15 protein-coding genes are annotated in these 18,725 nt (G+C 34.7%); 5 read left to right on the forward strand and 10 right to left on the reverse strand.

Going from position 1 to position 18,725, the window contains the following annotated elements:
- Window positions 1–15 precede the first annotated feature (15 nt).
- On the forward strand, window positions 16–879 hold the full coding sequence (locus E0I61_RS06745) for an AraC family transcriptional regulator (RefSeq protein ID WP_132070281.1): 864 nt from the start codon (window positions 16–18) through the stop codon (window positions 877–879).
- 96 nt (window positions 880–975) lie between these two features.
- On the opposite strand, the gene purT is transcribed toward E0I61_RS06745, so the two are convergent.
- Complete coding sequence (purT, locus tag E0I61_RS06750; protein WP_132070283.1) at window positions 976–2,151, reverse strand: formate-dependent phosphoribosylglycinamide formyltransferase; 1,176 nt, start codon at window positions 2,149–2,151, stop codon at window positions 976–978.
- 363 nt (window positions 2,152–2,514) lie between these two features.
- Between purT and E0I61_RS06755 the strand changes: the two genes are divergently transcribed.
- The gene (locus E0I61_RS06755) at window positions 2,515–3,618 is read left to right on the forward strand and encodes a pyridoxal phosphate-dependent aminotransferase (protein ID WP_132070285.1); all 1,104 of its coding nucleotides are present in this window, start codon (window positions 2,515–2,517) and stop codon (window positions 3,616–3,618) included.
- Window positions 3,619–3,822: 204 nt separating this feature from the next.
- Here E0I61_RS06755 and E0I61_RS06760 read toward each other — a convergent pair whose 3' ends face one another.
- Window positions 3,823–5,025 carry a pyridoxal phosphate-dependent aminotransferase gene (locus E0I61_RS06760; protein ID WP_132070287.1) on the reverse strand — a complete coding sequence of 401 codons (1,203 nt, stop codon included), beginning with the start codon at window positions 5,023–5,025 and terminating at the stop codon, window positions 3,823–3,825.
- 95 nt (window positions 5,026–5,120) lie between these two features.
- The gene (locus tag E0I61_RS06765; protein ID WP_132070289.1) at window positions 5,121–6,215 is read right to left on the reverse strand and encodes a fatty acid desaturase family protein; all 1,095 of its coding nucleotides are present in this window, start codon (window positions 6,213–6,215) and stop codon (window positions 5,121–5,123) included.
- A 105-nt stretch (window positions 6,216–6,320) separates the two neighbouring features.
- Between E0I61_RS06765 and rsmG the strand changes: the two genes are divergently transcribed.
- Window positions 6,321–6,950 (forward strand): 16S rRNA (guanine(527)-N(7))-methyltransferase RsmG, encoded by a 630-nt coding sequence (gene rsmG, locus E0I61_RS06770; protein WP_132070291.1) that lies wholly within the window; start codon window positions 6,321–6,323, stop codon window positions 6,948–6,950.
- A gap of 43 nt (window positions 6,951–6,993) precedes the next feature.
- On the forward strand, window positions 6,994–7,668 hold the full coding sequence (locus E0I61_RS06775) for a DUF2490 domain-containing protein (RefSeq protein WP_132070293.1): 675 nt from the start codon (window positions 6,994–6,996) through the stop codon (window positions 7,666–7,668).
- Between the two features lie 175 nt (window positions 7,669–7,843).
- Here the strand turns inward: E0I61_RS06775 and pruA are convergent, their stop codons facing one another.
- The 3 genes from pruA to E0I61_RS06790 all read right to left on the reverse strand — a co-directional run bounded on the left by pruA (window position 7,844) and on the right by E0I61_RS06790 (window position 11,311).
- Window positions 7,844–9,469, reverse strand: a complete 1,626-nt coding sequence (pruA, locus tag E0I61_RS06780) for an L-glutamate gamma-semialdehyde dehydrogenase (RefSeq protein WP_132070295.1) — start codon at window positions 9,467–9,469, stop codon at window positions 7,844–7,846.
- 107 nt (window positions 9,470–9,576) lie between these two features.
- Entirely contained in the window at window positions 9,577–9,963 is a 387-nt protein-coding gene (gene apaG / locus E0I61_RS06785) for a Co2+/Mg2+ efflux protein ApaG (RefSeq protein WP_132070297.1), read from the reverse strand.
- An 82-nt stretch (window positions 9,964–10,045) separates the two neighbouring features.
- Window positions 10,046–11,311, reverse strand: a complete 1,266-nt coding sequence (locus E0I61_RS06790) for a type IX secretion system plug protein (protein WP_132070299.1) — start codon at window positions 11,309–11,311, stop codon at window positions 10,046–10,048.
- A 169-nt stretch (window positions 11,312–11,480) separates the two neighbouring features.
- On the opposite strand from E0I61_RS06790, the gene E0I61_RS06795 reads away from it, so the two are divergent.
- Window positions 11,481–14,291, forward strand: a complete 2,811-nt coding sequence (locus tag E0I61_RS06795; protein ID WP_132070301.1) for a M16 family metallopeptidase — start codon at window positions 11,481–11,483, stop codon at window positions 14,289–14,291.
- A gap of 66 nt (window positions 14,292–14,357) precedes the next feature.
- Here the strand turns inward: E0I61_RS06795 and E0I61_RS06800 are convergent, their stop codons facing one another.
- The 4 genes from E0I61_RS06800 to E0I61_RS06815 are packed head-to-tail and all read right to left on the reverse strand — an operon-like array spanning window position 14,358 to window position 18,725.
- Window positions 14,358–15,128, reverse strand: a complete 771-nt coding sequence (locus E0I61_RS06800; protein WP_132070303.1) for a class I SAM-dependent methyltransferase — start codon at window positions 15,126–15,128, stop codon at window positions 14,358–14,360.
- The gene (gene map / locus E0I61_RS06805) at window positions 15,128–15,946 is read right to left on the reverse strand and encodes a type I methionyl aminopeptidase (RefSeq protein ID WP_132070305.1); all 819 of its coding nucleotides are present in this window, start codon (window positions 15,944–15,946) and stop codon (window positions 15,128–15,130) included. Before map ends, E0I61_RS06800 begins: the two co-directional genes overlap by 1 nt.
- A 44-nt stretch (window positions 15,947–15,990) precedes the next feature.
- Window positions 15,991–17,379: a TolC family protein gene (locus E0I61_RS06810; RefSeq protein WP_132070307.1), complete on the reverse strand. Its 1,389-nt coding sequence runs from the start codon at window positions 17,377–17,379 to the stop codon at window positions 15,991–15,993.
- Window positions 17,379–18,725: an HlyD family secretion protein gene (locus tag E0I61_RS06815; RefSeq protein WP_132070309.1), complete on the reverse strand. Its 1,347-nt coding sequence runs from the start codon at window positions 18,723–18,725 to the stop codon at window positions 17,379–17,381. The genes E0I61_RS06810 and E0I61_RS06815 overlap by 1 nt, the downstream gene beginning before the upstream one ends.

Genomic DNA, 18,725 nt, shown 5'->3' on the forward strand with positions numbered 1-18,725 from the left:
GACATTATGTAAGCCATGAAAAAATATCCTATTTATAATATTCAGCGTTTTAACTGTCATTCAGTGAATAGTGATTTGTATATTAATACCTTTAAAAATCACTTAATCGACCATAGTTTTGTTGAGGAGCCACACCGACATAATTCATATGTTTTGGTCTTTTTTACGAAAGGCTCGGGAACACATGAAATCGATTTTGATGTGTTTACGATTCAGCCGGGAAGTATGTTTTTCTTGCAACCCGGACAAATCCATCACTGGAATTTATCCGATGATGTGGAAGGCTTTGTGATTTTCTATTCGCAGGAAATGTATAATCTTTATTTTGGACAAAAAACTATTGGCGACTATCCATTCTATTCTTCGGTGGATAATAAGCCAGAAATGGTTTTTGATGTACCTGAATCGAAAGCGATTCTCCCTTATTTTGAGAGTTTAATTTTAGAAACTCAGACAAATCAGCTGTTGAAGCAAGATAAAATCATGAATCTATTGGATGTCATACACATTGAAATTGCCAGAAAATATAGTGAAACACATTTCCACGAAGTGCATTCGTATAATGTGAAAATTAAAAATTTGGAAGTGCTTTTAGAGCAAAATTTTAAGGCAGAAAAAGCACCTTCTTTTTATGCTTCAAAGCTTACTATTACTTTAAAACATCTGAACAGGATTTGCAATGAAATCCTGCAAAAAACCACGACTGAACTAATTACAGACAGAATTATCCTCGAAGCCAAACGCATGCTGATGGATAAAAAGTTTACCGTCAATGAAATTGCAACGGAATTAGGCTATGATGATTATTCTTATTTCACACGATTGTTTAAAAAGCATAGTGGAATGACCCCGACGAACTTTCGAATGGTTAGACGATAACTAACAAGATGAAAAAATGGAATGCTGATGACACGGATTTAGCGGTTTTTTTTCATCTTGTTGCAGTTAGTAATAAAGGAGGTTTATTAAATGTAATTACGAATGCACGGTAATCAACCTTGCTGCATTCTTCGCTTTTTCTACCACTTCTTCAATAGGAGTTTCTAGAATGTCATTGACCAATGCTACACCCATTCTTCGGTACGGTCTTGAACTTGGTTTGCCAAAGATTCTGAAATCAGTTTTAGGTAAAGCCGCAATTTTTTCGATGCCGGAATAGGTTGGATTTGTTGTCCCGATAGCTATCGGGACTGCTGAAGCTAGAATTACGGCACTCGCTCCCGCTTTTTCTAATGTGATTTCGAAAATGGGTAAGCTTAAAATAGCGCGTAAATGCAATTCGAATTCGTTGAAATTTTGTGTTCCGGCTAGAGTTACCATTCCGGTATCATGCGGACGAGGCGATAATTCCGAGAAATAAACGCCATCATCAGCCAAGAAAAATTCTACTCCAAAAAGTCCTGCGCCACCCAAAGCTTCGGTTACTTTTTCGGCCATATCTTGTGCCTCGTATAAATCCTTGTCGGAAATTCTGGCGGGTTGCCAGCTTTCCTGATAATCGCCACGTTCTTGTCTATGACCAATTGGGGCACAAAATAGTGTGGGATTGTTATTTTGAACTACTGTCAATAAAGTAATCTCCGAATTGAATTTTACAAAAGCCTCTACAATTACTTCCACTACATCACCACGGGAACCTTCCACAGCATAATTCCATGCTTTCTCGATATCAGCTGCTGTTTTTATGGTTGATTGCCCTTTTCCGGAGGATGACATTAATGGTTTTACTACGCAGGGCATTCCAACGGCTTCAACGCCTTTTTGCAATTCCTCGGCAGTTGTTGCGTAGCGATACTTTGCGGTTTTTAAACCTAATTCTTTGGAAGCCAAATCGCGAATCGCTTTTCGGTTCATGGTGAAGTTCGCCGCTTTGGCAGAAGGAACTACGGTAATACCTTGCTTTTCGTAATCGTAAAATCGTTCGGTGCGAATGGCTTCTATTTCTGGAACGATGAAATCAGGTTTGTGTTTGGCAACGATTCGATCCAAGGCTTCGCCGTCCAACATATTAATGACTTCAAAACCATGGGCCACTTGCATGGCTGGTGCATTTTCGTAACTGTCAACGGCAATTACGATTTGTCCGATGCGTTGGGCGGAGATTGTAAATTCTTTTCCTAATTCGCCTGAGCCAAGAAGTAGTATTTTCATTTTTTTGAAGTTGAAGGATTTAAAGTTTAAGGTTTAAAGTTGCTCACTTTTGTGGACAAGGTTAAAACCAAAAACAAAAATAGTATTTTTTTTGAAGTAACCCCTTTAGAGTTTTAAACTCTAAAGGGATTTGTTGTGGATGGAACTACAGTGCGGTTTTATCGCCTGTTTAAAAATGTAACCAATCTAGATTTAGATTAACGGAATACTCTAATCTCATTAGAATGTAATCGCAGATTTATATGTTGTATGCTGTTTTTGAGCAACGGAAACTGAAAAAGAAAACACTGTAACATATTTGAAATTCTTCGACATATTGAGAGAAAATAAAGTGCTATATTTTAACATTTTAAATAGAATATTATGAATAGTCGAAGAAGTTGGTTAAAACAAACAAGTTTAGCATTTGTAAGTTTAGGAATTGTTCCATTGGAAAGATTTGCTATTCCAAAAACAGAAAATTCTATTAACGAAGAAACTAATTTAAACCCAATTTATTTACGGTCAAATGAAAATCCATATGGTCCTTCGGCATTGGCAAGGGATGCAATGACGAAAAACATAATTAGCAGCAATCGTTATAATTGGGATTTAACATCGGAATTAATTTCAAAAATTGCTGAAAAGAATAATCTCGTTGCCGAAAATATAGTATTGGGTGCTGGCTCAACAGAAATTTTAGATTTAGTTGTCCGATATTGTGCCATAAATAAAGGAAGTTTTATTTTAGCTGACCCAACTTTTAATTATTGGACAGAAACAGCAGAAAAATTAGGGCTTAAAAAAATCACAGTTCCATTAACAGAGGATAAACATCATGATTTATCAGCAATGTTGAAAGCAATTGAACCCGACACAAGAATGATTTATATTTGTAATCCAAACAATCCAACAGGGACAATTTGTGAAAGAGAAGCACTTGTGAATTTTATAAATGAAGCAACTAGAAAAGTAATCGTTTTAGTTGATGAAGCGTATATTGATTTTACGAACCAAAAATCACTTGTAAATTTAGTAAAAGAAAATAAAAACTTAATTATTGCTAAAACTTTTTCAAAAATGTATGGATTGGCAGGAGCAAGAATTGGATACGGAATTGCAAATTCAGGGACTATTGAAAAAATTAGTCAGCTACAATCCTGGAGTAACGGAAGTGTAAGTGTAGCATCCGTTTCGGGTGCATTAGCATCAATTAAAGACGAGAAATTCGTGTCGGAAACCTATTTACTAAACGATAACACAAGAAAATATACAATCGAACAACTTGAACGGTTAAAAATACGATGCATTCCTTCTCATTCAAATTTCGTCTATTTTTCATTGGCTAATTATAATAAAGATTTTTTTGAGCGATTAGAAAAGAACAATATAATAGGTACAAAAATCTACGAAGAAAATGGAAAATGGTCAAGAATTACAATTGGAACTATGAAAGAAATGCAACAATTCATTAAAGCATTAGAGTAAATAAAAAAAACGGGTTTTGCGTGAGTGATAGTAGTGGAAAGCCCACAGCAAGACGTAATGAAATGGAGTTTTGCGAGGACTTGTAGCGAATAGCACAACCCGGAGTTTTTACGTAGGGACACGTCCATAAAAAAAAATAGTTTAAAATTTAAAGCGGTAAAACTTTAAATCTTAAACTATTTTGAAGTTGAAATAAATTTTATATTATGCAGGAACCTCGGTTAATGTTACCGCTTCTTTTATTCTGCGTAATGCTTCTCTCAATAATTCTTCGCTTGTGGCGTAAGAAAAACGGATACAATCCGGGTTTCCAAAGGCGTCACCGGTTACGGTTGCTACATTGGCTTCGCCCAAAAGATACATAGAGAAATCATTGGCATCTTTGATGAACGTTCCTTTTAATGTTTTTCCGAAGAAAGAAGAGACGTCTGGGAATACGTAAAATGCGCCTTCTGGAACGTTAATTTTTACTCCTGGAATGTCTTTCAATAATCCAACCACTAAATCTCTGCGGCTATGGAAAGCGTCAACCATGTGTTTTAAAACGCTTGGATCAGCATCAACAGCAGTAATGGTAGCACGTTGTGCGATACTGTTAGCGCCGCTTGTTACTTGACCTTGAATTTTAGTACACGCTTTTGCAATGAATTCTGGTGCGCCAATATATCCAATTCTCCATCCTGTCATGGCAAAAGCTTTTGCTACTCCATTTACAGTGATGGTTCTTTCCAGCATTCCCGGGATGGAAGCAATACTGCAAAAAGTTCCTGAGAAATTGATGTGCTCATAGATTTCATCAGCAACAACGTATATGTTTGGATATTTTTCCAATACTTTTGCCAATGCCGTTAATTCTTCTCTGTTGTACACCGATCCACTTGGGTTACAAGGAGAACTGAACCACATCATTTTTGTTTTTGGTGTGATCGCTGCTTCTAATTGTTCTGGGGTGATTTTAAAATCAGTATCTACAGAAGTTGGAACTTCTACAGGAACTCCACCGGATAATTTTACGATTTCAAAATAAGAAACCCAGTAAGGAGCGGGTAAAATTACTTCGTCACCGTCGTTTAACATTACTTGTGCAATGTTGTATAACGATTGTTTTGCTCCGGTTGAAACCACAATTTGAGACGGTTTGTATTCTAAATTATTATCTCTTTTGAATTTTCTACAGATTGCTTCTTTTAATTCTAAATATCCTTCTACTGGAGAATAGGTGCTATAATTTTCATCAATCGCTTTTTTTGCCGCTTCTTTGATGAAGTCCGGCGTATTGAAATCAGGTTCACCTAAGCTTAAACTGATGATGTCTTTTCCTTGTGATTTTAATTCTCTGGCCAAAGCTGCCATTGCTAATGTTTGAGACGTAGATAAATTGTTTATTCTATCTGATAATGGATTCATTTCTTAATAGGTTGTAGTTAGTTTATTAATTAGGTAGAGATGCACTGCAGTGCGTCTTTACAGCGTGTATCTCTACACGTTGTGTCTTTGTATGATTATATAAGTTCTGGTTTCATTCCCAAATCTTTCAAATGCTTGAAATGTGCAATAACGGCACTTCGCATCGTCTTGTATTCATAATACGGCAAGTTGCATTCTTGTGCAGTTTCTTTTACAATTTTTGCAATTTTACCATAATGAACGTGGCTGATATTTGGAAAAATATGGTGCTCAATTTGGTGATTCAATCCGCCTGTGTACCAGTTAACTATTTTGTTTTTTGGAGCAAAATTAGTTGTGGTAAACAATTGGTGAATAGCCCAAGTATTGTCCATTTCCCCTAATTCATTTGGAGATGGATTAGTTGTTTCTTCAACAACGTGTGCCAATTGGAACACAACACTTAGAATTAAACCAGCAGTGTAATGCATAACGAAGAAACCAATTAATACTTTCCACCACGTGATTCCAATAACGATTGGTAAAACGATCCAGATAGAAACGTAAATTATTTTGGTAATAATTAAAGTGGTCCAAAGTGTTTTTGGGCTTTTTGCTTCTCCGTAAGATAATTTTCTTTTCAAGTAGCTTCTCATCTGTTTGAAATCAGTTGTAATAGCCCAGTTGAACGTTAATAAACCGTATAAGAATACAGAATAATATTGCTGAAAACGGTGAAAATTATACCATTTTGCTTCTTTTGTAAAACGAATTACACGTCCGGCATCTAAATCTTCATCATGACCCGGAATGTTCGTATACGTATGGTGTAGCACATTGTGTTGCACTTGCCAGTTGTATACATTTCCTGCCAGAACATAAATAGTTCCACCCATGAATTTATTGACCCAATTTTTATTGGAATAAGAACCGTGATTTCCATCGTGCATCACATTCATTCCTACTCCTGCCATTCCAATTCCCATAACAATTGTTAAAAGAAGATGTGCCCAAAATGGCATGCCAAGTGTAAGAATTAAAAAATAAGGCGCAAGAAAAACAGAAAACAAAATTATGGTTTTCAAATATAGTTTCCAATTACCTGTTTTTTGGATGTTGTTTTCTTTGAAGTAATTGTTAACCCGTGAGTTAAGTGTTCTGAAAAACTTTAGGCTATCTTGCTTAGCAAATGTCGGAGCATTATTATTCATATATTTTTAATAAAGTTCAAAGGTAATTATTATAAATTTTTGGATATACAAAATTGTGATAAATATTTTAACTCTAAAGTATTACTTTTGTTAAAAAATTAATAGATGGACGAGATTCTTAAGTATTTTCCTAATTTAACTGATATTCAGAAAGAACAGTTCGAAAAATTGAATTTTTTATACCATGATTGGAATGAAAAAATCAATGTTATTTCGAGAAAAGATATTGATGCTTTGTATACCAAACATATTTTGCATTCGTTGGGAATAGCCAAAATTATAAAATTTGAACCGGGAACTTATGTTCTTGATGTTGGAACTGGCGGAGGATTTCCTGGAATCCCATTGGCGATTCTTTTTCCGGAAACCCGTTTTTATTTGATAGATGTTATTGCCAAGAAAATAAAAGTGGTTCAGGCTGTTGCCGAAGGATTGGAATTGAAAAATGTAAAAGCAGAGCAAATGCGTGCTGAAAATGTGAAAGGAGATTTCGATTTTATCGTGAGTCGTGCCGTGACGAATATGCCGGATTTTGTTTCTTGGGTGAAAACCAAAATCAAAAAGAACAACAAGCACGAATTGAAAAACGGAATTCTCTATTTAAAAGGAGGCGATTTAACCGAAGAACTAAAGGATTTTCCAAAAGCCACGGAATACAATCTTGCTGATTTTTTTGAAGATGAATTCTTTGAAACTAAGAAAGTGGTGCATTTGCCATTGAAGTTTACGGTTTAATGGATAATCTGGAAAATAGTTACTTTTAAATAATAAAGCTTTAATGAAAAAAAAAATAACACTGTTTTGCTGGTTACTATTACTATTTGTTGCAGCAAACGGACACGCACAAAAATCGGATTTAGGGAATTGGTTTAATTATTCTGGGAATCAAAAAATAAACACTAGGTGGAATTGGCATAATGAAGTGCAATATCGGAACTTTAATTTTGCTGGAGATCTGGAACAATTACTGCTGAGAACGGGTATAGGTTATAATTTAACCGAAAAGAATAATAATGTATTGTTGGGATACGCTTACATTCACTCAGAACCCTATATCGCTGGAACGGATGATAAACGGGAAACGGATGAACACAGAATTTTTCAGCAGTTTATTACCAAACAACAATTTGGAAGGGTAAATATTCAACATCGCTATCGTTTTGAGCAACGATTTATGAATGATGATTTAAAAATGCGTTTTCGCTATTCGTTGTCATTAGCTATTCCAATCAATAAAAAAGTGATGGAGAAAAATGCGATTTACGCTTCAGCATACAATGAGATATTTGTTAATACACAAGCAAATCATTACGACCGCAATCGTATTTATGGTGGTCTTGGTTATTTTATAAATGATCATATCAAAGTAGAAGCAGGTGTGATGTCGCAGCTTTTACCGAGTGGTAATAGAACGCAATTTCAAATTATGATTTTTAATAATCTGCCTTTTTGATTTTTTAAATAATAAACGGAAATGGGATTTTTGAATGGCAAATTAAAATCTAATTCTATTTTTAATTTATAGTGTTTTATAAAAAAAAACAAAACCCACAAGATTCAAAATAATTTGAATTCTTAAGGGTTTTTAAATATTTAAAAAAAAATTGCTTCGTTCCTAGCAACAACTTTTACCCTAAAAATGGATATCTGTAATTCTCTGGAGTAACAAATGTTTCTTTGATAGTTCTTGGAGAAACCCAACGCAATAAGTTCAATACTGAACCTGCTTTGTCATTAGTTCCCGATCCTCTTGCTCCACCAAATGGTTGTTGTCCTACAACTGCTCCAGTTGGTTTATCGTTGATGTAGAAATTACCGGCAGCATTTTCTAAAACTTTCATAGCATATTCAATTGCATAACGGTCTTGGCTCAAGACAGCTCCTGTCAATGCATATTCAGAAGTAGAATCAACTAATACAAGTGTTTCTTCCCATTTAGCATCTTCGTATACGTAAATTGTCAATACTGGTCCGAATAATTCGGTTTCCATTGTACTGTATTTTGGATTTGTTGTTACGATAACGGTAGGCTCTATAAAATAACCAACAGACTTATCATAATTTCCTCCTGCAATAATTTCGGCATCAGCATCTTTTTTAGCTTGATCAATAAAACTTGCTAATTTGTCAAATGAACCTTCTGAAATTACAGAAGAAACGAAATTATTTGTATCTTCTGGAGACCCCATTTTCATGGAAGCTAAATCAGCTACTAATAATTTTTTTACTTCGGGCCAAATTGATTGTGGTACATATGCTCTTGAAGCAGCTGAACATTTTTGTCCTTGGTATTCGAAAGCTCCTCTGGAAAGTGCCGTAGCAACTTGAGCCGGAATAGCTGATGAATGCGCCACAACAAAATCTTTACCTCCAGTTTCCCCTACGATTCTTGGATATGTTTTGTAGTTGCTGATGTTTTGTCCAATTTTCCCCCAAATGTCATTGAAAACACGAGTTGAACCTGTAAAGTGAATTCCTGCGAAATCACGACTTCCTAATAACGTTTCAGAAATCATGGCAGAGTCTCCGTATACCACATTGATTACACCATCCGGTAAGCCTGCTAGTTTGAATACTTCTACGATTACATTAGCAGAATAAATTTGTGTAGCACTTGGTTTCCAAACAACAACATTCCCCATTAATGCTGGAGCAGCTGGTAAATTACCGGCAATGGCTGTAAAGTTAAACGGAGTAATTGCATAAACAAATCCTTCAAGAGGTCTGTGTTCTAGTCTGTTCCAAACACCTTCTGATGAAGCTGGTTGTTCTGCATAAATTTGAGACATAAATTGCACGTTGAAACGCAAAAAGTCTATAAATTCACAGGCGGCATCAATTTCAGCTTGATGTACTGTTTTTGCCTGAGCAATCATAGTAGCAGCATTTATTTTAGCACGGTAAGGTCCGGCAAGCAATTCAGCAGCTTTTAAAAATATTGATGCTCTGTGTTCCCAAGCTAGATTAGCCCATTTTTTTTTAGCTTCTAGAGCTGTTGAAATGGCTTTTTCTATATGTTCTTTATTTGCTTCGTGATACTGTCCCACAGTATGTTTGTGGTCGAAAGGAGGATTTATTGATTTCGTGTTTCCTGTACGGATTTCTTCTCCTCCAATGTACAAAGGAACATCTACTGTTTCACTATACATTTTCTTGAAAGTGGTTAGAACTTCTTCTCTTTCCGGACTTCCTGGAGCGTATGACTTAACGGTTTCGTTAAACGCTTTTGGGACGTTGTAAATTCCTTTTGGCATATTAAATAGATTTTAATTATAATCAAAAATTGAGCTGTAAAGGTAATAATAATTCATCAATCAGAGAATCTGATTGGAAGTTAAAATTCTAATAAAAGAGTTGAGATTTAATTCAAAGCAAACGGGGCACATAACCTAAAAGTAGGTACAATGACTTTGAAGTTTTTTGTAGAGGTAAAGTTAATCATGTTGAAATATCCTTTCATGGCACCATAAGGCGAAGAAAGCAAACAGCCAGAACTGTACGTATGAAATTCTCCAGGTTTTAAAACTGGTTTTTTTCCAATAACACCTTCTCCATCAACTATTTCGACCGCATTTAAAGAGTCGAAAATCTCCCAATGGCGAGAAATCAACTGAACAGAATCTTTACTGTGATTTTCAATTGTGATTACATAACTAAAAGCAAAGTGAATTTTGTAGTTTTTGAAGTAAGTTCCTTCAAAACTAGTCAAAACTGAAATTTTTATACCTCTTGTTATTTGAGAAACCATGATTAAATGGATTGAATATGTGTTTATTATTGACAAATTTACAAAAAATTGAATTCGTTTTGCCAAATTTTGAAAAGTTTTTTTAGTTGGTGATATTTAGTGAATTTGCTATTCCTTTCCCAACAACTCTATCGTATCTATCCGTATTCTCCCTGTAATAAACCAGTACTGTGTAATCATTTTCCGTTTGATAAAAATTCCCGTCAATTGCATTTTCATAGTCAATAACTCCTTTGTCATCAGCAACAATGTATTGATAGTTTGTAAATCCCTGTTTGACTAAAATAGCTTTCTCATAAACTCCTTTTACAGAATTATAATCCATTTTGTATTCTGGAGTCAGATTGTAATTATTGAACATTCCGCCAACATAAATATTCTTTTTCAGTCTAAAAGTGGGAGCAGAAAGGCTGAAATAAACCCAAGCATAATCCGCTTCGATTTCAGGATTAGTGGCGTTTATGTTATTGACAACAAAATCACCATTAACATCTTGGGTAAACGAATAAGGGAAATTTGTTCTTGCGGCGTTAGTGTACAAATAAGAGCCGTAAATGTCAGTATTGGAATCTATACGTGATACATTATTACTTGCGGATCGTATGTCTTTGTTTTCAAAAAACAAAAACTCATTTCCTGCCCAAAACTGTGTTTCTGGGTCGTATTTGTAAATCAGGTCATTCCCAATGGTGTATTGTGGAACCACATTTTTTATGCCAGTGTTAAATTGTCCGTTTTGAAGCAGAACGACTTTAACGTTTTTCATGGGATTTTGAAATGTAATTACGCTTGATTTTATAGAGAATTCTAAATTGTGTTTCAGTTCTATGTTACTTACTGTTCGTGCTCTTTTCACCTGCGTTGGAACCGTAACAAGATCTTCGCATAAAATGAATTTTCTGGAAAACAACACTTCTTTATTTTCGTCTAAAACTTTAATGATATAATTTCCGCTGATTCGCAGCTGCTGTGTAAACTGATTGGGAATGGATAATTTGTAATGCGAATAGATTTGTAATGTATTGAATGAATTCGTGTAATCTTGAATTCTTTGATTGTCAAAACCTTGTAAATATTCATTTTTTGGAATTCCAGTAGGAACCCAGTTGTAATCGCAATGGATTATTTCGTAATAATAATTGGCTTCATTGCCAAAAAGATCATCAAACTGCAATTGGAACCCTTCTCCTAATTTAAAAATTGGAATCACATTTCGATCACTTTGTAAAAAAGAAATCGTTTTGATGTTGTAGGGCGCAGCTATTTCTTTTTCTACTTGAGCAGAGGAAGAATTGACTGTGAATACAAAAAGAAAAAAGGTGACTATTTTGAAAAAAGACTTTGTCATTTTGTAGTGCTTAAGATTTTGTAAATATAAGGAATACTCCTCGTTTTTATCCGAAAATGTAATTTCAGACAGCAAATATATTTTGTATGTAATTTCTGTTAATTAAAATACAATTTTTTTAAATGTTAAGAGTTATCTTATTATTTTTACTTCAAATATATCTAACCATATGAAAAAAATCAACAATTTAGTATTCGGAATCATGCTGTTTCCATTAGCTGCTTTTGCGCAGCAAATGGATTATTCAAAAGCAATTCCATTCGATCCAAGTGTAAAAACCGGGAAGCTTGAAAATGGCTTAACCTATTACATCAAGAAAAATGCCAAACCAGAAAAAAAAGTAGATCTTAGGCTGGTGGTAAATGCAGGTTCCATCCTTGAGGAGGATGATCAACAAGGATTGGCTCACTTTATGGAGCACATGTGTTTTAATGGTACCAAGCGTTTTCCTAAAAATCAATTAGTCGATTATTTGCAGAGTATTGGTGTAAAGTTTGGGCAACATTTGAATGCGTATACCAGTTTTGATGAAACAGTTTACTTTTTACCAATTCCATCTGACAGCCCTGAAAAATTAGAAAAAGGATTTCAAATTATAGAGGATTGGGCTTTTAATACGGTTTTGACACCGGAAGAAATTGATAAAGAAAGAGGTGTAGTTTTAGAAGAATACAGATTAGGTTTGGGTGCTCAAAAAAGAATGTTGGGGCGCTACATATCTAAAATGATGCATGATTCCCATTATGCGAAGCGTTTGCCAATTGGTCAAAAAGAAATTTTAGAAAAATTCAAACACCAATCGTTAATTAATTTCTACAAGGATTGGTATCGTCCAAATTTGATGAGCGTAATTGTTGTTGGTGATATTGACGTAGCAGAAATGGAGAAGAAAATCATTTCTCATTTTTCAAGTTATAAAAATCCTGCCAAAGAAAAGCCTAGAAAATTTTACGATGTTCCCAATCACAAGGAAACTTTTGTAGCTGTTGAAAGTGATAAAGAAGCTCCAAGTGCTCAAGTTCAATTGGTTTATAAAGATTATGGAGCTCCAAAACCAATAGTGAATGTTGGAGATTTTAAAAATTACATCGTTGAGGGATTATTCTCTACGCTTTTAAATGCGCGATTGGATGAACTGACCAATTCAGCCACACCTCCATTTACATATGGATATTCGTATTATGGCGGAACTTGGGCCAGAAATAAAAAAGCATATCAGTCTGTGGCTATGTCCCAGGAAGATAAACAATTAGGCGCCTTAAAAGTATTGGTGACTGAAAATGAAAGAGCTAAGAAATTTGGATTTACTCAAGGTGAGTTAGATCGTTCAAAATCAGAATTTCTGGCTTCTATCGAAAAGGCATACAACGACAGAGATAAAACGAATTCAGTGAACTTTGTTGGAGAATACCAAGCTAATTTTTTGGAAAAAGACCCAGTTCCCGGAATCGAATGGACGTATCAAACGATGAAACAATTGATGCCTTTGATTGATTTGAAAGATGTTAACGGTTTAATTAAAGATTATGTAAAAGAAGACAACCGTGTCATTATTCTTACGGGCCCTGAAAAAGAAGGTTTGAAAAAAGTTACAGAACAAGAAGTTCTGGATGCTTTGAAAATTAATACGGATGATATTAAGCCTTATGAAGATGCTGCTGTTGCTACAAGTTTAATAAGAAACGAAGTTAAGCCTGGTACTATTGTTAAACTTGAAAGCAATGCTAAAATTGGAACAAAAACTTTAGTGTTATCAAATGGTGTGAAAGTGACCTATAAGAATACTGATTTCAAAAACGATGAGGTTCTTTTTGAGGCAGTCAGTCTTGGAGGATCTAATTTATATTCTAATGAGGATATGAAAAAAGTTCAATTTGCAAACGGAGCTTTGGCGGAAGCGGGTTTCTCAGGACTAAAATTGAATGATATCAATAAATTCATGACGGGTAAAATAGCTAGAGTAAATCCATATATAGGTGGTACTACTGAAGGTCTAAGAGGAAGTGCTACTCCTAAGGATTTAGAATATCTTTTCCAAATGACGTATGCTTATTTCACTGACTTGAACTATGATCCTGAAGCTTTTGAAGGCTTTAAACAAAAACAGTCCAGTTTCTTTAAGAATATGGCTTCGCAACCACAAAACTATTTTCAACAAGAGTTTTATACTTATTTGAACAAAGAAAATCCAAGATTCAACGGAATTATGCCATCAGATAAATCTTGGGCTGAAACAGATTACAAGTTAGCGTACAATAAGTACAAAGAACGTTTTGCTAATGCGGCTGATTTTGAGTTTTATTTCGTTGGAAACATTGATGATAAAATTATGGAAGCGTATGCCATTAAATATTTAGCGTCTTTACCTTCTACTGATAAAAAAGAGAAAACAGTAGATTTAGGATATAGATTGCTAAAAGGGGATTTGAAAAAAGTGGTTAATAAAGGAACAGATCCTAAAAGTAATGTAACCATTATGTATTATGGAGATGCAAAATATTCTGCTAAAGATGCGATGAGTATGCAAGCATTAGGGGAAGTTTTGACTATAAAACTAATCGAACAATTACGTGAAAACGAAAGTGGAGTTTATGGTGTTTCTGCAAGAGGAAGCATGAATAAAGTTCCAAATGGATCGTACAGCTTTACAATAGGTTTCCCATGCGGACCTGATAATGCCGAAAAATTGACAGCTTCTGCTTTAAAAGAACTTCAAAACATTATCGATAAAGGACCAGATGAAAAAGATGTAGCTAAATTTAAAGAAGGAGAATTAGCTGATTTCAGAAAAGATAGTAAAGAAAACAGATATTGGTTGTCTAATTTCACTAGATCTTACACGAATGGAAGCAGCGCTGAAGAAGTCTTGAAATTTGAAGAAACTGTAAATGCAGTAACTGCTAAGGATATTCAAGACATTGCAAAAAAATATCTCACAAAAGATAAAGTAATTGGAATGTTGATGCCGGAAAAAAAATAAACCAACTCATTTATAAACTAAAAACCTGCTAAAATTAACGTTAGCAGGTTTTTTTTATGGTGTTAATTATTTAAAACAAACCGGAATAATTTCCCCTTTGGCCAAACAATATTTTTCTACTAATTCGGGTGTAATTTTATTAGTGTAATCTTCTTCAATTACTTTAAAACCGATACTTCGTAATTTGTCAAAATAATCGCGACCATAAATACGAACATGATCGTATTGACCAAAGATTTTAGCGCGTTCTTTTTGATCTGTAATGGTATCATCAGCAAAAGTGGTAGCTCTGGATAAATCCTGTGGAATTTGTAAAATAGCCATTCCACCTGGTTTCAAAACTCTGAATAATTCCTGCATCGCTTTCGTATCATCAGGAATATGTTCCAATACGTGATTGCAAAGAATGATATCATATTGATTGTCTTCGAAGGGTAAATCACAAATGTCCGCTTTTACATCCGCCAAAGGTGAAAACAAATCGGTCGTGGTGTACTCCAGATTTTTCTGGTTTCGAAACAATTTATAAAAAGCTTGTTCCGGTGCAAAATGCAATACTTTCTTTTTTGCTACGGAAGTAAAAAAATCAGTTTCTTCATTTAAATACAACCATAATAAACGGTGTCTTTCCAGAGAAAGTGTACTTGGCGAAAGCACATTATTTCGTTGTGTTCCGTATCCGTAAGGTAAAAACATTTTGAAACTTTTTCCGTCAATAGGATCAGTGAATGTAGCTCCTTTTAATGCAAATGCAAGAACTGGTCGTGCCACATAACTTAAACGGATAAGTATAGGGCGCGGAATAGTATTGAGTATAAGTTTAAATAGTTTTTTCATTACAGCACTAAAGGTGTTTGTCTAAACTCATCTTCTTCATTACTCACAATTCCTAACGCTTTATATATATAGGCAAAAGTCGATAAAATCTCTGGTTTCCCATCGATAATAGCAACATCATGCTCAAAATGGGCACTTGGTTTTCCATCGGCAGTAAGGATTGTCCAACCGTCTTTGAGTTGTTTTATGTTTCGGGTACCCATATTAATCATAGGTTCGATGGCTACAACCATTCCTTCTACAAAAAGTTTCCCTTTTCCTTTTTTACCATAATTAGGCATTTCAGGGTCTTCATGCATTTTTTGTCCTACGCCATGTCCTACTAATTCACGAACAACACCATAACCATGCGCTTCAGTATATCTTTGAATTGCATTTCCTACGTCTTCTACGCGATTTCCTAATTTGAATTCGCGGATTCCAACATACAAGGATTCTTTGGTTACCTGCAATAATTTTTTAGTTTCAGGGGAGACTTCACCAATTTCAAAAGAATAGGCATGATCGCCATGGTATCCGTTTTTATAAGCGCCACAATCTACAGAGATTACATCGCCACTTTTTAAAGGTGTATTGTTTGGGATTCCATGAACCACTTGCGCGTTTGGACTCATACAAAGTGAGTTTGGAAAACCGTATAATCCAAGAAAACTTGGTTCAGCTCCATGATCACGAATGAATGTTTCGGCTAATTTGTCCAAATATAAAGTGGTAACTCCTTCTTTTATTTCAGAAGCAATCATTCCTAATGTTTTTGATACGATCAGCGCACTTTCGCGCATCAATTCTATTTCTTCAAGTGATTTTACAATAATCATAATTTCGAATTTTCAGTTTGCAAAAGTACAATTTTATAAATTATTTAATCTGGATTAGCCATTATTTTAAAAAGCTCTGAATTTGAAATGTAAAAACGATTCTCTAAAGCTATCTTTGAAAGCTGCGCACTGACTAAATTATTCTCTCGGGTATTGATTAAAAATAAGGAGCTTTCACCAAAAGAAAATAATCTTTCCTCAGAATTTAACATCGTGAGATTGTCTTCTACTAAACCTTTTATTAACTCTTTTTGTCTTAGTAACGATTCAATTTCCATTCTTTGGGCATTGATTTTATTGGTCAATTGTACTTTTTCTAAATCCAAAGTAAATTCGGTTTCCTGAACTTTATATTTTGCTAATTTCAAACTTCCGCGTTCTTTTCTTAGAAACAAAGGAAAATAAAAATCCAATCCAATTTTGTAATCCTCAAACTGATAATTATCAATATAACTGGGTTCTGATATATATGAATAACCCACATCAATTTTTGGTAAAAGCATGTTGGCTTTTAATTTCTTTTCCACATTTAGCATATCAATTTTGCTTTGCAAGGCATTTATTTTTGGATGATTGGTGATGGAGAAATTGGTGTTCAACAAATCATTTGTTTTTAAACTTTCCTGAATCGTGAATTCCAATTGCGTTTCGGGAATCAATTCATCGGATAATTCCAGCGGAATATTGTTTTCCAACCAAAGAAAATTAGCGAGTTCTAATTTGGCTTTAGCCAATTTAAGCTTAGAATCTTCTAAATTTAAAATGCGGTTTTTTACAATAATGCCCGCTTCAACACTATCAATTGCAGGTTTGTCTCCTTGTTTGATTAAAGATTGAATTCCCTTGAACCTAATTTGTGCATTACTATTGTATTCTTCATACAATTGTACTTCATTGAAGTTTTTCTTCCAACTAAAATAAGCAAGAGAAGCATCATATAAAACTGCAATAGCCTGCAATTTTCTTTCGGATTGACTTAATTGTATTTGCATTTTTGCTTTTCGAACATCAGCCATTCTTTGATTGATAAACAACCCTTGTCCAAGCGGAACGGTTATTCCTAATGAAGTTAATCCTTGATTTGGAAGTGTGTTTTGGGGATTCAAATACACGCCTTCACTATTGTCAAAGCCCGCTTTAATCTCGATTCCATACCAAGTGGGGATTTTAAAACTGCTGTTCAAAATGGAATAATATTCCTTGTCTTTGAATTGTTTTTTGCTGAAATCGACCTCAATTTTTGGATCAAATCCACCACGGGCGATCATCAAATTAGCTTGTGCTTTATTGATTTCCAAGTTGGCATTCTTAACGAGTGGATGATATTTTTTTACATAGCCCAGAAACTCGATGTAGGTAAGTTCTTTTGATGTGATTTCTTGAGCAGTTACAGAAAAACCAAAGAATAAAAGTGCTAAAAATAGTTGTCTCATTATTTCTTTTCTTTTGTGGTTTTGGTCGTTGGTTTGTAATAATTTGGAGGAAATCCGTTTAAAGTTCTCCACAATTCAAACCAAACTGGGACGTTATCTAACAAAGCAATAGTTTGCGCTCCGGCTCCTATGCTTAATTGTTTAGGCCATTTGTCTTCTTTTTTATCGGGTGCGATTAATACTCTGTATTTGCCGTTTTCACTGATGAAGTTTTCAATTGCAACAATTTCACCCCCAAAAGTTCCATAAGACATATCAGGCCATCCTGAAAATACAATCGTAGGCCATCCATCAAACCAAACCCGAACTTTTTCTCCTTTGGTTAACAACGGCAGGTCAATTGGGTTTACAAAAGTTTCTACCGCAATATCATATTCTGAGGGCATTATGGTTGCAATTGGTGTTCCTTCTTTTATGGTTTCCCCAATACCGGATTGTAGCGCCCTGTTGATGTAGCCACTTTGCGATGCTTTAATGTAATACATGCCATTACGAATGCTATAATTCGCATATTGGTTTTCGAGTTTGTTAACCTGAGCATCGGTGTCGTATTGACTGCTGAGCGCTGTAAATTTATCACTATTGGCTTTTGAAACTTTCTCTGCATATTCCGCGCTTATTCTGTTTATTTCAACTTTGGCATTGATAAACTCGTTTTTGCTGGTTAAATATTTGTTTTCCTGCGTGATAATTTTTGCTTCTACTTCTTGTAGTTTTAGTCTTTTTTCTTCAATATCAGTAAGTGGTTTTAGCCCTTCTTTATTCAGCTGAACGGAACGATTGTATTGTGTATCGGCTATTTTTAGTTGGGTTTTTACGGCAACGAGATCCATACTGTCGCTCTTTATTTTCAAAAGAGATTGTTTGATTTTATTTTGTGCTTGTTCCAGTTTTAAGACTTTTTCCCTTTCAATGGCTTGAATCTGGCCGGAAAGCGAACTTACTTTTGAACCATAGGATTGTAAAGATTGTTTCTTAGCATTCATTTGGTTTTTAGTATTTTCCACTAAATTCGGGTCCATGTAATCCTCTTTTATTTCTGAGATAAACAGGATTGTATCGCCTTTATTGACAAAATCACCTTCTTGAACGTACCATTTTTCAAGTCTGCCAGAAATCACACTCTGAATAGATTGTGGTCTTTGGTCTGGTTTTAATGTGGTGACACTTCCAGTTCCTGAAATGTTTTGTGTCCAAGGCAGAAAGAGCGCAACGATACCCACTATTGAAACTCCTGCTATAATTTTATTTAAAATCTTATAATGTGGTCTATTGGTCAAGTTTCTAACTGTCTCGAAACGATCTAACGGTTGCAGTTTTGTTGTGTTATTAGATATGTTTAGCAT

This window comes from Flavobacterium ranwuense (assembly GCF_004349315.1).
GTDB classification, from domain to species: domain Bacteria; phylum Bacteroidota; class Bacteroidia; order Flavobacteriales; family Flavobacteriaceae; genus Flavobacterium; species Flavobacterium ranwuense.

What these genes read in the sequence shown, in the direction of transcription:
- E0I61_RS06745 (WP_132070281.1), top strand. Translation starts at nt 16, where the DNA reads ATGAAAAAATATCCTATTTATAATATTCAGCGTTTTAACTGTCATTCA.
- rsmG (WP_132070291.1), top strand. Translation starts at nt 6,321, where the DNA reads ATGGACGAGATTCTTAAGTATTTTCCTAATTTAACTGATATTCAGAAA.
- map (WP_132070305.1), bottom strand. Translation starts at nt 15,946, where the DNA reads ATGATTATTGTAAAATCACTTGAAGAAATAGAATTGATGCGCGAAAGT.
- E0I61_RS06790 (WP_132070299.1), bottom strand. Translation starts at nt 11,311, where the DNA reads ATGACAAAGTCTTTTTTCAAAATAGTCACCTTTTTTCTTTTTGTATTC.
- E0I61_RS06755 (WP_132070285.1), top strand. Translation starts at nt 2,515, where the DNA reads ATGAATAGTCGAAGAAGTTGGTTAAAACAAACAAGTTTAGCATTTGTA.
- E0I61_RS06765 (WP_132070289.1), bottom strand. Translation starts at nt 6,215, where the DNA reads ATGAATAATAATGCTCCGACATTTGCTAAGCAAGATAGCCTAAAGTTT.
- purT (WP_132070283.1), bottom strand. Translation starts at nt 2,151, where the DNA reads ATGAAAATACTACTTCTTGGCTCAGGCGAATTAGGAAAAGAATTTACA.
- E0I61_RS06775 (WP_132070293.1), top strand. Translation starts at nt 6,994, where the DNA reads ATGAAAAAAAAAATAACACTGTTTTGCTGGTTACTATTACTATTTGTT.
- E0I61_RS06800 (WP_132070303.1), bottom strand. Translation starts at nt 15,128, where the DNA reads ATGAAAAAACTATTTAAACTTATACTCAATACTATTCCGCGCCCTATA.
- apaG (WP_132070297.1), bottom strand. Translation starts at nt 9,963, where the DNA reads ATGGTTTCTCAAATAACAAGAGGTATAAAAATTTCAGTTTTGACTAGT.
- E0I61_RS06760 (WP_132070287.1), bottom strand. Translation starts at nt 5,025, where the DNA reads ATGAATCCATTATCAGATAGAATAAACAATTTATCTACGTCTCAAACA.
- pruA (WP_132070295.1), bottom strand. Translation starts at nt 9,469, where the DNA reads ATGCCAAAAGGAATTTACAACGTCCCAAAAGCGTTTAACGAAACCGTT.
- E0I61_RS06815 (WP_132070309.1), bottom strand. Translation starts at nt 18,725, where the DNA reads ATGCTAAACATATCTAATAACACAACAAAACTGCAACCGTTAGATCGT.
- E0I61_RS06795 (WP_132070301.1), top strand. Translation starts at nt 11,481, where the DNA reads ATGAAAAAAATCAACAATTTAGTATTCGGAATCATGCTGTTTCCATTA.
- E0I61_RS06810 (WP_132070307.1), bottom strand. Translation starts at nt 17,379, where the DNA reads ATGAGACAACTATTTTTAGCACTTTTATTCTTTGGTTTTTCTGTAACT.